Here is a 13,064-nt window from a genome sequence, read left to right as displayed (position 1 = left end):
GCCCCGTGGGGGTCCCCCCGGACGAAGTCTGGGGGAGTTTGAGGCGCGGGGGTCCGGGGGCAGCGCCCCCGGTTACCGGTCCAGCACCCGCGCCAGATACGCCCGCAGCAGCTCCCTCGTCTCCCCCACGATCCCCTCGTCCCCCGACGCCTCCACCCTGAACGCCAGCTGCAGCAACGCATCCGCCGCCTCGACCGAGACCAGGATCGCCCTGCGCAGCCCCGCATCCGCCGGGCGGTCCAGATGGGCCGCGAGCAGTTCGGTGAGGCGGTCGGCGACCTGGTGGTTCGCGCCGGAGGCGGGGGCGCCCACCGGGATCTGGTAGCCGAAGTCGATCAGGGCGAAGCCGGGAACGGTCCGCTTCATCGCCAGGTATTCGTCCAGTACGGCATCGAGCGCGCCCCTCCAGTCCCCCTCCCCGAGCCCGGCGAGACGTCCGCTGATCCGTTCGGTGTAACTGTCCAGATTCCGATGGGCCAGAGCATCGGCCAGAGCACGCTTGTTGCCGAAGAAGCGGTAGACGGAACCGATCGGAACCCCGGCCCTGGCGGCCACCGCCCGGGTGGACAGGTCTTCGTATCCGGTCTCGTCGAGGAGTTCGGCGCAGGCGTCCAGTATCCGGGCGAGCCGCTCGGTGCTGCGCTGCTGCACGGGCGTACGTCGGAGGTGGGCGTGGGACACGCGGTTCATCATGCCGCCCTGTTCCCGTTGACGGGGCGGTCCCGCAATCCTACGGTTGTCCATAGGATTCCTTCAGCACCGGGAGCGGACGATGAGCGGCATCGAGCAGGCGCGGAAGACGGCCGAGAGCCTTGGGCAGCTGGCCGGCTTCGGCAATGAACACAGCTCGGAGGCCGTGCCTGGCGCGCTTCCGCACGGGCGAAACTCACCGCAGCGCGCCCCGCTGGGGCTGTATGCCGAGCAGCTGAGCGGCAGCGCGTTCACCGAGCCGCGGGCCCACAACCACCGCTCGTGGCTGTACCGGATCCGCCCGTCGGCCGCGCATCCTCCGTTCGTCCGTATCGACAACGGCGGCGTGCGCAGCGCGCCCTTCACCGAGACCGTCCCCGACCCCAACCGGCTGCGCTGGAACCCGCTGCCGGATCCCGCGCCCGGGACGGACTGGCTGGCCGGTCTGTGGACGCTCGGCGGAAACGGCGACGCGACCCAGCGCACCGGCATGGCCGTGCACCTGTACCACGCCAACTCCTCCATGACGGACCGGGTGTTCAGCGACGCGGACGGCGAGCTGCTGATCGTGCCCGAGCGGGGCGGTCTGCTGCTGCGCACGGAGCTCGGGCTGCTGGCGGCCCGCCCCGGCGAGATCGCGCTGATTCCCCGTGGCATCCGTTTCCGCGTGGAGCTGCTCGACGAGAGCGCCCGCGGCTATGTCTGCGAGAACTACGGTCAGCCGTTCCAGCTGCCCGACCTCGGCCCGATCGGCGCGAACGGCCTGGCCAACGCCCGCGACTTCCTCGCGCCGGTGGCGGCGTACGAGGACGTGGAGCGCCCGGTCGAGGTCGTCAACAAATTCTGCGGGAACCTCTGGGCCGCGACCTACGACCACTCGCCGCTGGATGTCGTCGCCTGGCACGGCAACCATGTCCCGTACGTCTACGACCTGCACCGCTTCAATGTGATCGGGACGATCTCCTACGACCACCCGGACCCGTCGATCTTCACCGTGCTGACCTCGCCGAGCGACACCCCGGGCCTGGCGGGCGTCGACTTCGTCGTGTTCGCGCCGCGCTGGCTGGTCGGCGAGAACACCTTCCGGCCGCCGTACTTCCACCGGAATGTGATGAGCGAGTACATGGGCCTGATCGAGGGCGCGTACGACGCCAAGGCGGAGGGCTTCGTCCCGGGCGGCGGCTCGCTGCACAACATGATGTCCGCGCACGGGCCCGACCGGGAGACCTTCGACCGCGCCAGCGCCGCCGAGCTGAAGCCGCAGAAGATCGACGACGGGCTTGCCTTCATGTTCGAGACGCGCTGGCCGGTGACGGCGACCGGGCAGGCGGCGAACGCCGGCCATCTGCAGAAGGGGTACGACGACGTGTGGCAGGGTCTTGAACGCCACTTCCGGTCGTAGTACGGAGTACGCCGTGACCGCCTTCGCCCCCGATTCGCTGGTCCTGAACCGCAAGCTGCCGCTGTGGTACCAGGTCTCGCAGTCGCTGCGCGCCTCGATACTGGGCCGATCGCCCGAGGCGTCGCTGCGGCTGCCCACCGAGGAGCAGCTCGCCGCGCACTACGGCGTCAGCGTGCTCACGATGCGCCAGGCCCTCAAGGAGCTTGAGGAGGAGGGCTTGATCAGCAGGCACCGGCGGCGCGGCACGTTCATCGAACCGGGGGCGCGGCGGGGAGCGCCGAGGCGGCTGCTGGGCTCGATCGACGCGATCGTGGCCCAGCAGTCGGGCGAGCGCACAACGATCCTGGGGCACGGCCCCGAGCCGGTGCCCGGCGAACTCGCGGAACACTTCCCCGACGACGCCGAGGTCGTGACGTACCGGCGGCTGCGCTGCGACGGCGAGAGCGGTGAGCCGACCAACTGGGCGGAGAACGCGGTCCGTCCGGACATCGCGGCGCGGCTGGACCTCGCGGACCTGGAGCGCTGGCCGATGACGAAGGTGCTGCGCGACGGGGTGGGCGTGCGGATCAGCCGCATCACGGACACGGTGGAGGCGCGGCTCGCGGACCCGCAGACGGCGGACCTGCTGAAGGTGCCGCTGCTGAGCCCGATCCTGCACTACACAGGCGTGACGTACGACGAGAAGGGCTGCGTGATGGACGTGGCCCGGATCCGGTACCGGGGGGACCGCTTCTCCTTCTCGGTCACCGTCGACGCGGAGTGAGCGCTGTCAGGGCCCGCGGTTAGCATTTCCGCATGCCGATGCTGGACGAGCTCATGCCGTGGGGCACAGCACCCCTGCGGCTGGGGCGGCCCTGGGTGATGGCTCCGGATGCCGCCTCCCTGAAGGCGCGCTGGGATGCCGTCGTACGGGCGCAGGGCGTCGAGCAGGACGCGCTGTTCGGATGCACCCGGGCGCGTACGCCGCGCAGTGCCGTCAGTCAGCTGCCCGGGCAGAGCAGCGGGACAGCCAGGTTCGTGCGGGAGCACGGGCCCTGCCCGGCGCCGGTGCGGGTCTGCCACGGGGCCTTCGACGAGCAGTGGCTGATCCCCGACCACCGGCTCATCGATGTCGCCAGGCCCGAGCTGTGGCGGGTGGCCGACGAGCGGCAGCTGTTCGTCGTGGAGCAGGGCTGGGTGGCTCAGTCCGCGGGCCCCGCCGTCAGCGTCTGCGCGCTGCTGCCCGACGGGCGCTCCCCCGCCGGACGGCCCGGCCGGATCCGGCCGCTCTACCGGCGGCCCGGTGGTGTGGAGCCGAATCTCGCGCCGGGTCTGCTGTCCGCACTCGGCAGCCGTTACGGACACGAGGTTGAGGTGGACGAGATGGTGGCCTGGATCGTCGCGGCCGCCGAGCCGTCGGCCGCCGGTTGTGTGGTGCCGCTGCCCGCCGACCCCGATGTGTGGCGGTCCGGCGTGGAGTTGGGGCGGGAGATGACGCGCATCCAGCTGCGCGGTGCCCGGGGCGGCGAGCGGCCCCGGCTGCCCGGCGGACGGCGGCCGTATGTGCGGGCCGCCGTGCCCGTGCGGCCGGACGCGATCACGTACGACGCCGAGGAGGAGGTGCTCAGCCTGGGCGACGGCCGCATCTCCCCCGTGCCCGCCGAGGCCTGGGACTTCCATGTCGCCGGCGTTCGCGTGCTGGAGCTCTGGTTCGAGCGCCGCACCGCCGCGGCCGAGCCCGGGACGCTGGAGGCGATACGGCCCGCCGTCTGGCCGCAGGAGTGGACCTCCGACCTCCTGGAGCTGATCACCGTACTGGCCCTGCTGGACGAACTCCGCGGCAGGCAGGACGAGTTGAAGGTGGAGGAGGAGATCACCGAGCTGCCGGGCGTGTTTCCGCCGCCCGCCGCGGCCCGGCGGCCGGCCTCCGTGCTCGACCACCACGAAGAGGGCCCGGAGGGTCAGTTCGCCCTGGTATGAGGGGGGTGACGCGCGCCCGGGGTGACAAAGGTGGCACGTACACGGTAGGCACGGCTGTTATGAACCATCAGCCCCTTCCCCTCGACGGGATCACGGTCGTCGCCGTCGAACAGGCCGTCTCGGCGCCGTTCGCCACGCGCCAGCTCGCCGATCTCGGTGCCCGCGTCATCAAGATCGAGCGGCCCGACGGCGGCGACTTCGCCCGCGGCTACGACACCGCGGCCCGGGGGCTCGCCTCGCATTTCGTCTGGTGCAACCGCGGCAAGGAGTCCATCGCCCTCGACCTCAAGGACCCCCGCGGTCTGGACATCGTGCGCCAGCTCCTCGCGGATGCCGATGTGTTCGTGCAGAACCTCGCCCAGGGAGCGGCTGCCCGGCTCGGTCTGGACGCGGCCACCCTGTGCGCCGCGCACCCGCGGCTGGTCGCCGTGGACATCTCCGGATACGGCGCGGAGGGGCCGTATGCGCACAAGCGCGCGTACGACATGCTCGTGCAGTGCGAGGCGGGCCTGGTCTCCGTGACCGGGACCGCCGACCAGCCCGTCAAGGCGGGCATTCCGGCCGCCGACATCGCCGCAGCGATGTACGCCTTCTCGGGGGTGCTGGCGGCTCTGCTGCGACGGGGGACCACGGGGCTCGGCGGGCCGGTGGAGATCTCGATGCTGGACTCGCTGGCCGAGTGGATGGGGCACCCGCTGCACCACGAGATGCATGGGGGCGAGGCCCCGGCGCGCACGGGGGTCGCGCACGCCGTCATTGCTCCGTACGACGCCTATGCGACGGCGGACGGCGGCCAGGTTCTGCTGTCCGTACAGAACGACCGGGAGTGGCGGCGGCTGGCCGAGCAGGTACTCGGCCGGCCCGAGCTGGCGGACGATCCGGTCTTCGCGACCAACAGGGCCCGCACGGCGAACAGGGCGGAGACCGATGCGGTGGTGGCCGAGGGACTGTCGTCGCTGAGCCGCGACGAGGCGATCGACGGGCTGGAGGCGGCGGGCATCGCGTGCGCGCGGCTCAACAGCGTGAGCGACCTGGCCGCGCATCCGCAGCTCGCGGCGCGCGACCGGTGGCGGGAGGTGGACTCACCGGCGGGGCCGCTGAGGGCACTGCTGCCGCCTATTGTCCTGCCGGGCGGGGACGAGGCCCGGATGGGTGCGGTTCCCGCGCTCGGCGAGCACACCGACGCGCTGCTGAGGGCCCTGGGGATGACGGATGCCGGGACAGCGGCGCTGCGCCGGGACGGTGTGATCGCCTGAGCGCGTTCGCGTACACGGGTGAAGCGGAGGGAGGGGGCGCGGACGCGCCCGGCAAGATCCGAAAGACGCCCCCTAGCGGCGGCTGCCGAAGAGTGAGCGACGCAGCCGCTTGAGCGGCGCGAAGAGCGATACCCGCTCACTCTTGCTCTTGCGGGTGTGCGCGACATCACGCGAGGTGAGCTCGAGCATCAGCGATGTCGCCTCGGCCGCCTCGCCCTGCGGGACGGCGGGACCGCCCAGCACCGAGAGATGTCGGTCGAGACGCGTGCTGGTCGCACCGCTCCCACACGTGATCGCAGGGACACGCGCCCTGCTGCGCATTGCTATCTGTTCCATGTCACTCCCCACCCGTACGAGGGCACCCGGCCCGGGCAGGTTAACCCTATCGCCCCGCCGACACACTCGTGTATCCCGCCTGCAGGATTCACCACACCCGTACGTGAGTTGACGACTACTCACCGAATCCATGTGATTCCAGGGCGACTTGGGACAGCAGATCGACAAAACTTCTCGGACTGGCGACCAATCCGTTCTGCCCTCGGCACCGAATGGCTGGCATCGGAGCAGAACCAGCACTCGCGAAGGACGGATTCGATGACCGCAATGAGCAGCAGCGGGCGGGGGCCCAGGAGGCTCGCCGCTCTTACCTGCGTGGCGCTGGGTGCCGGGGCACTCGTGGCCTCCGGCGTGACCGGGGTCGAGCCGGGCACGGCCAAGGCTTCCAGCCACCGGGAGGCACCGCTGATCTCCGGGCAGCCGCAGTACGACAACACGGACCTGTACGCGTTCGTCAGCCCGGACAAGCCCGACACCACCACGATCGTCGCCAACGTGCTGCCGTTCGAGGAACCGGGCGGCGGGCCGAACTTCTACAAGTTCGCCGACGACGCCCAGTACGACATCCACATCGACAGTGACGGTGACGCCCAGGGCGACCTGATCTACCGGTGGACCTTCAAGAACCACGTCAAGAACGGCAACACCTTCCTGTACAACACCGGTCCTGTCACCACCATCGACGACCCGGACCTCAACATCACGCAGACGTACGACATCGAACTGCTGAGGCTGAAGAACCAGCATGTGATGCACTCCACGAAGATCGCCGACGATCTGCCGGTGGCACCGTCGAACGTGGGCAAGGCGTCCATGCCCGACTACCAGGCCCTGCGCGACCAGGCCGTGCAGAAACTCGCGGGCGGATCAACGGCGTTCGCGGGTCAGGCGGACGACCCCTTCTTCGCCGACCTGCGCGTCTTCGACCTGCTCTACGGCGGGAACCTCTCCGAGGTCGGCAACGACACGCTCAAGGGCTACAGCGTCAACTCCGTGGCCCTGCAGGTGCCGACCGCGTACATCCGGCAGTCGGAGAAGCAGCCGATCGTCGGCATCTGGTCCACCACCCAGCGCAAGAGCGCGAACGGTCACTGGGCGCAGGTGTCGCGGCTCGGTATGCCGCTGGTCAACGAGGTCGTCATACCCGTGAAGGACAAGGACAAGTTCAACGCGTCCCACCCGTGGAACGACGGTGACTTCCTCCAGTTCGTCACCCAGCCCGAGCTGCCGAAGCTGATCGAGGGCATCTACAAGATCAAGGCCCCGGCAGAGCCGCGCAACGACCTGGTCTCGGTGTTCCTGACGGGCGTGGACAAGCTCAACAAGCCGCCGCACGTCCGGCCCGCGGAGGCCCTGCGTCTCAACACCTCCATCGCGCCGACCGCCGAGCCCAAGAGGCTGGGTGTGCTGGACGGCGACAACGCCGGATTCCCCAACGGCCGACGTCTGAGCGACGACGTCCTGGACATCGCGCTGCAGGTCGTCGAGGGCGAACTGGTCGGCTCGAAGAACGACTTGGGTGACGCGGTCAACGAGAACGACCAGAAGTTCGGTGGCGCCTTCCCGTATCTCGCGCTGCCGACGGAGGGCTCGCGCGGCCCGCTCGCCAAGGAGGGCGCGGCCAAGGACGCTCAGGGCAATCTGCTCAGCGGGGGCGCATCGTCCGCCTCCTCCAGCAACGCGTTCACCGACAACACGCTGATCGCCTCCGGGGTCGCAGCGGGTGTAGGCGTGCTGCTGGTCGCGCTGGGTCTGAGCTGGTGGCGCATGCGGCGCCGCAACAGCTACTGACCGGCCCGACGCAACGACGAAAGGAAAGGGCAGAGCGATGTCCCTGCGAAGGGCGCCAGGAACGACAGCGGCCGACGGCCGCGACCCGGGGGGCCGGGAAACCGGCTCCCGGTTGGGGGCGGGACGTGTGGCCGGGTTGCTGCTGCCGGCCGGGATGCTGGCCGTGGCCCTGACCGTGGGCATCGTCGTGTCCGGCGGCGCGGGCGACGAGCCCCCGGCGGCCCGGACCGCCGCGCCCGTCGCGGACGCGCCGTTCGAACGGATCGGCACCGGTGACCTCGCCCGCGGGGTCACCGGCCTCCAGGCGCATCTGCGGGCGCAGCCCAAGGACGCGCGGGGGTGGGCGGCTCTGGGTGCCGCCTATGTCGAGCAGGCAAGGACCAGCGGTGATCCGACCCGGTATCCGCAGGCCGACAAGGCGCTTGCCCGTTCCCTGGCGCTCCAGCCTCAGGACAACGACACGGCACTCGCGGGTCGTGCCGCGCTCGCGGCGGCGCGGCACGACTTCCGCGGGGCGCTGCGCGCGTCGGAGGCGGCGCTGAAGGTCAACCCGTACAGCGAACGCGCACTGGCGTCCCGGATCGACGCCCTCGTCGAATTGGGCAGCTACTCCAAGGCGCTGGCGGCGGCCGAGCAGGCCGACGGCCGCCGCCCCGGCATCCCTGTCTTCACGCGCTACGCGTACGTCCTGGAGCTGCGCGGCGACATCGCGGGCGCCCGGAGGGTGCTGGGCGGCGCGCTGAAGTCGGCCTCGTCCCCCGGCGACACGGCCTATGTCGCGACCGCTCTCGGCCAGTTGGAGTGGAGCCAGGGGGCGTACGCCCCGGCGCAGCGGTACTTCACGACGGCGCTCGACGCGGACCCGGGGTATCTTCCCGCCCTTGAGGGCCGGGCCCGTACTCAGGCCGCGCGCGGCGACGCCAAGGGCGCGGTGCCGGGGCTCGAAGCGGTGGTGGACCGGCTGCCGCTGCCGGGGCAGCTGGTGGCGCTGGGTGAGCTGTACGAGGCGGGGGGCCGGAAGGCCGATGCCCGGGCCCAGTACGAACTCATCCGCACCTGGACCGAGCTGGCACGCGCCAACGGCGTCGACACCGATCTGGACACCGCCCTGGCGCTGGCCGACCACGGCGACAGGGCCGAGGCGCTCAAGGCCGCGCGCGCCGAGTGGGGCAAGCGGCGGACCGTGCACACGGCGGACGCGCTGGCCTGGGCGCTCCACGTCAACGGCCGTTCCGCCGAAGCACTTCCGTATCTCGCCACATCGGCACCGGCCGGCTGCCGCAACGCGATGTTCCTGTACCACCGCGGCATGATCGAGCGCTCCGCAGGCAGGACGGACGCCGCCCGTGCGTCGCTCGCCGCCGCCCTGAAGATCAACCCCGGCTTCTCCCCCACCGGTTCACGTGCGGCCAGGGCCGCGCTGAAGGCTCTGGAGGCGTCATGAAGAGGCGTACGACCGCTGTCGGCGCGGCGGTCCTCGTCGCCGGTGCCGCGCTCGCCGTACTGCCCGCGGGGACGGCTGCCGCGCATCCCCTCGGGAACTTCACGGTCAACCGCTACGACGGACTCCTCGTCGCGCCCGGGCGGCTCGGCGTCGACCACGTAGAGGATCTGGCGGAGATACCCGCGGCCCAGGCCCGTACGAAGATCGACCGCGACGGCGACCGGGAGATGTCCCCCGCGGAGCTGTCCTCGTGGGCGGGGACGCGCTGCCGGGACGCGGCGCGGGACAGCCGCGTCACGGTCGAACGGCGCACCGTCGCCCTCACCCCCGGCGCGAGCCGCGCCGAGGTGCGCCCCGGGCAGGCCGGACTGCCGACGCTGCGCGTCGAGTGCAGGCTCACGGCCGAACTGCCCGGCGGGCGGCAGACGATCGGCTTCCGGGCGGCGGGCGGGACCGAGGGACCGGGCTGGCGGGAGGTCACGGCCCGCGGCGACCGGATGACGCTCACCTCCTCCGACGTACCGCAGACCTCGGAGTCGGGGCGGCTGACGAAGTACCCCGAGGGGGAGCTGTCCTCTGCGCCCGACCGCAAGGCCGCGTCGGTCTCGGTCACGCCGGGCGGCGCGCCCGCGGCGGCGGACCGGCAGGAGGCGGCGGCCCCCACGTCCGTACTGCCGCGCGGCGCGGACCGCTGGACGCAGGCGCTGACCGGTCTGGTGTCCCACCGCGACCTGACCGCGGGATTCGCCGCCCTGGCACTGGCGACCGCGCTGCTGCTCGGCGCGATGCACGCGCTCGCGCCGGGCCACGGCAAGACGGTCATGGCGGCCGCGGCGGCGGCGGGCGGGCGCAACTCCCTGCGCGACGTCCTGTCTCTGGGCGCATCGGTGACGATCACGCACACGCTCGGGGTGTTCGCGCTCGGCGGTCTGATAGCGGTGGGCTCGGCTGCAGCGCCGTCGGTGGTCGCCTGGCTGGGCGTCGCGAGCGGGGCACTGGTGGCGGTGGCGGGTGCGGTGCTCGTCCGCAGGGCGTGGAGGACGCGGGGAGCCGCGCACGCGCACGGCCACTCGCACGGACACAGTCATGACCACGGGCACGGGCATGACAGTGGCCACGCTCACGACCACGGGCACGGGCACGGCCATGACGATGACCACGGGCACAGCCATGCGCACGGGCACGGCCACTCCCACACCCATGAGCACCGCTCCCTCGGTCTCCGCTCCACCATCCTGCTCGGCTTCGCCGGCGGGCTCGTCCCCAGTCCCTCCGCCGTCGTCGTGCTCGTGGGCGCCGCCGCCCTCGGGCGGGCCTGGTTCGGGCTCCTGCTCGTCCTCGCGTACGGCGCCGGGCTCGCCCTCACCCTCGCCGCCGCGGGCTTCGCGGCGGTGCGGCTCGGCGAACGCGCCACCCGCCTGCTCGCCGACCGCAGCCGCCGCAAGGGGCGGCTGCTGACCACCGCCCAGCGCGCGCTCCCCCTCGGCACGGCCTGCATCGTGCTCGCCATCGGATGCGGATTGGCTCTCAGGGGGGCGGCAACAGCCCTTGCGTGAGGTAATTTGGGGTAGTTCCTCTGCTACCGATGGGGGCTCGCTGTGAGCGAAGTGCCGGGCGATTCGCGGCTGGTGGCAGGGCGCTACCGCCTGCTGAGCCCCCTGGGCGAGGGCGGGATGGGCGTGGTGTGGCGCGCCCGCGACGAAGTGCTGAACCGCGAGGTGGCCGTCAAGGAGGTCCGGGCCCCGGCCGGGCTCGCCGCCGCGGACGAGCAGCGGCTGTACGCCCGTCTCGAGCGGGAGGCCTGGGCCGCGGGCCGGATCTCGCACCGCAATGTGGTGACCGTCTACGACGTGGCGACCGAGGACGGCCGTCCCTGGATCGTGATGGAACTCGTGCGCGGGCTCGCCCTGTCCGACGTACTGGACGCGGAGGGCCCTCTCGCCCCGCAGCGCGCCGCGCACATCGGCGCGGAGATCCTCGCCGCTCTGCGCGCCGCGCACGAGGCGGGTGTACTGCACCGTGACGTGAAGCCCGGGAACGTGCTGATCGGCAACGACGGCCGTGTGGTGCTCTCCGACTTCGGTATCGCGATGGTGGAGGGGACCTCCAATCTGACGATGACGGGCGAGTTGATCGGCTCCCCCGAGTTCCTCGCGCCCGAGCGGGCGCTGGGACGTACGCCGGGGCCCGAGTCGGACCTGTGGTCGCTCGGCGTGCTGCTGTACGCGGCGGTCGAGGGCAACTCCCCGTTCCGCCAGAACACCCCGCTGAGCACCCTGCGTGCCGTCGTCGACGAGGAACTGCCGCCGCCGCGCAGGGCCGGGGCCCTCGCGCCGGTGATAGCGGGGCTGTTGCGCAAGGATCCGGCGCAGCGCCTCTCGGCCGGGGAGGCCGAGCGCCTGCTGCGGGTGGTGGGTGCCGGAGGCACGGCGTCCACGGCTCCGGTGGCGCCGGGGCCGTACAGCCCCACCGTCTCGTCGACGTCCCCGACACCTGTCGCGCATCCGCTCCCCCAGCCGCCCACACCCGTGCCCGGTCCGGTCACCACGGCCACGACCGGTGTGCCGCCCGATCGTGCGCGGCGTGCGACGGTGGTGCTGGTCGCCGGGGTGGCGGCGCTCCTCCTGGCCGTCGGTGGTCTGGCCTGGGCGCTGGTCAACAACGGCAAGGGAAACCAGGGCGGAGGTGACAACAACGGCAGCGTGAGTCCCGCGACAGGGAGTTCGAGCGCGAGCCCCGGCAATACGGCCACCGCCCCCGGAGGCGGCGGGACGGACGATGACACCACCGGCAACAGCGGAAACAATGGCAACAACTCGGGCGGCAACGGCGGTACGTACACCCCGCCGCAGACCGTCAAGGTCTACGCCGAGACGGTGCACGGCAGTTACTCGGGCACCTGTCCGCCGCCCGAGGCACAGGCTCCGGCCTTCCGGGCGACGATCACCGTGGGCCGCACCCCCGCCTCCGTCGACTACCGCTGGGCGACGAAGAGCGGCGAGAGCTCCGACCCGGAGTGGAAGACGCTCGACTTCGAGGCCGGGGGTTCGAAGCAGAAACAGGTCAATCACGTCGAGCTGACGTACAAACAGGGCGAGACGCACCACGACCGGATCCGGGTGGAAGTCCGGAGTCCGGTCGAGGCACGCTCCAACTGGATCGATTTCTCGGTCACCTGCGAGCAGGAGAGCCCGACGGACGAGGACTCCTACACCGCCGGCGCCACGAACGCCGTTCTCAGGCGCGTGAGTTGAAAACGGGCAGGTAGCCGCCGGACTGTCCGGAGGCGGTGGGGTGGTACGACTCGCCGATGTTGAGCCAGTTCAGGCTGTGCAGCCAGGCCGACCCGGAGCAGATCTCGTGTCCGGAGAAGGCAGGGGTGAGATCACCGAAGGAGTAGCCGTGGTCGGCCGCTCGCTTCGCGGTGGCGGCGTTGAGATAGTCCGCGGCGCCGTTGATCGCCGCCCGTTCGTTCTCGCTGAGTCCTGCGATACAGCTTCCGCCGAGCTTGTAGAAGCGGGGGTAACCGAGGACGACGACGCGGGCAGCCGGTGCCTTGGAACTGATGGCCGAGTAAACGGAGTCGAGCTTGCCGGGCAGGGTTGTGTCGACGTAGGCCTTGGCCTGGTTGATGCGGTTGATGCAGCTGGACTCGGACTGCAGGACGCAGGTGGTCATGACGTCGGAGAAGCCCGCGTCATTGCCGCCGATGGTGATCGAGACGAGGTCGGTGGCGGAGCTGAGGGGGCCGAGCTGACCGGCCAGGACATCACCCGTACGAGCGCCCGAGCAAGCGGTGAACGCGAACGACGAGGGTGAATGCGCGGCCGCCCAGAGCTTGGGGTAGGCCTTGGTGCTGCGCTTGCAGGAGCCGCTCGCACTGTCGTAGCTGCCGGCGCCGACGCCTGAGGAGTAGGAGTCGCCCAGGGCCACGTAGTCAAGGGCGAGGGCGTTGTCCGAGGCCTGTGCCTGTCCTGCTCCGGTGAGAGCGAGGACGGCGCCGAGGAGGAGTGAGGATGAGAATGCCGCGATTCGGGACAGTTTCATGGAACCTCCCTTTAGCAGGATCTCTGCCTCAACTTTCGTAGCAGCGGGCATACTTCACCGGAAGTGTCCATGCCAAGAATGTTGCGTGAGGGCTTCTTGACGGTTACGTACGAGCTGCGCAGCACGGAGGGTCGGCAAC

General features: G+C 71.2%; 11 protein-coding genes. 8 read left to right on the top strand and 3 right to left on the bottom strand.

All coding sequences use genetic code 11. The features are described 5' to 3' along the window. Nucleotides 1-72 precede the first annotated feature (72 nt). A complete protein-coding gene (locus OHA61_RS31765) occupies nucleotides 73-690 on the bottom strand; it encodes a TetR/AcrR family transcriptional regulator (protein ID WP_406307556.1) in 618 nt (205 codons plus the stop codon). Between the two features lie 82 nt (nucleotides 691-772). Here OHA61_RS31765 and hmgA point away from each other — a divergent pair, with 82 nt between their 5' ends. The 4 genes from hmgA to OHA61_RS31745 are packed head-to-tail and all read left to right on the top strand — an operon-like array spanning nucleotide 773 to nucleotide 5,307. Next, nucleotides 773-2,092, top strand: a complete 1,320-nt coding sequence (hmgA, locus tag OHA61_RS31760) for a homogentisate 1,2-dioxygenase (protein ID WP_406305930.1) — start codon at nucleotides 773-775, stop codon at nucleotides 2,090-2,092. A 13-nt stretch (nucleotides 2,093-2,105) separates the two neighbouring features. Continuing rightward, nucleotides 2,106-2,855, top strand: coding sequence for a GntR family transcriptional regulator (locus tag OHA61_RS31755; protein ID WP_406305929.1), 750 nt, complete (start codon nucleotides 2,106-2,108; stop codon nucleotides 2,853-2,855). 32 nt (nucleotides 2,856-2,887) lie between these two features. Beyond that, complete coding sequence (locus OHA61_RS31750; protein WP_406305928.1) at nucleotides 2,888-4,051, top strand: type ISP restriction/modification enzyme; 1,164 nt, start codon at nucleotides 2,888-2,890, stop codon at nucleotides 4,049-4,051. A 59-nt stretch (nucleotides 4,052-4,110) separates the two neighbouring features. Continuing rightward, nucleotides 4,111-5,307: a CaiB/BaiF CoA transferase family protein gene (locus tag OHA61_RS31745; RefSeq protein WP_406305927.1), complete on the top strand. Its 1,197-nt coding sequence runs from the start codon at nucleotides 4,111-4,113 to the stop codon at nucleotides 5,305-5,307. A 72-nt stretch (nucleotides 5,308-5,379) separates the two neighbouring features. Here OHA61_RS31745 and OHA61_RS31740 read toward each other — a convergent pair whose 3' ends face one another. Then, on the bottom strand, nucleotides 5,380-5,643 hold the full coding sequence (locus tag OHA61_RS31740; RefSeq protein WP_266478115.1) for a hypothetical protein: 264 nt from the start codon (nucleotides 5,641-5,643) through the stop codon (nucleotides 5,380-5,382). A gap of 258 nt (nucleotides 5,644-5,901) precedes the next feature. Here OHA61_RS31740 and OHA61_RS31735 point away from each other — a divergent pair, with 258 nt between their 5' ends. From OHA61_RS31735 to OHA61_RS31720, 4 genes are read left to right on the top strand one after another with little or no spacing between them, the layout of a single operon-like run. After that, nucleotides 5,902-7,434: a DUF4331 domain-containing protein gene (locus OHA61_RS31735; protein WP_324974662.1), complete on the top strand. Its 1,533-nt coding sequence runs from the start codon at nucleotides 5,902-5,904 to the stop codon at nucleotides 7,432-7,434. A 37-nt stretch (nucleotides 7,435-7,471) separates the two neighbouring features. Beyond that, nucleotides 7,472-8,878: a tetratricopeptide repeat protein gene (locus OHA61_RS31730; RefSeq protein WP_406305926.1), complete on the top strand. Its 1,407-nt coding sequence runs from the start codon at nucleotides 7,472-7,474 to the stop codon at nucleotides 8,876-8,878. Beyond that, entirely contained in the window at nucleotides 8,875-10,434 is a 1,560-nt protein-coding gene (locus OHA61_RS31725) for a sulfite exporter TauE/SafE family protein (RefSeq protein WP_406305925.1), read from the top strand. The genes OHA61_RS31730 and OHA61_RS31725 overlap by 4 nt, the downstream gene beginning before the upstream one ends. 42 nt (nucleotides 10,435-10,476) lie before the next feature. After that, nucleotides 10,477-12,132, top strand: a complete 1,656-nt coding sequence (locus OHA61_RS31720) for a protein kinase domain-containing protein (protein ID WP_406305924.1) — start codon at nucleotides 10,477-10,479, stop codon at nucleotides 12,130-12,132. Here OHA61_RS31720 and OHA61_RS31715 read toward each other — a convergent pair. After that, entirely contained in the window at nucleotides 12,116-12,925 is an 810-nt protein-coding gene (locus OHA61_RS31715; protein ID WP_406305923.1) for an SGNH/GDSL hydrolase family protein, read from the bottom strand. The two genes, OHA61_RS31720 and OHA61_RS31715, sit on opposite strands and share 17 nt — an antisense overlap. Nucleotides 12,926-13,064: the final 139 nt, after the last annotated feature.

Source organism: Streptomyces sp. NBC_00885, assembly GCF_045207475.1.
Taxonomy (GTDB): Bacteria; Actinomycetota; Actinomycetes; order Streptomycetales; family Streptomycetaceae; genus Streptomyces.
The sequence above is the reverse complement of the archived record's forward strand: the minus strand, read 5'-3'. Positions and strand labels throughout refer to the sequence as shown.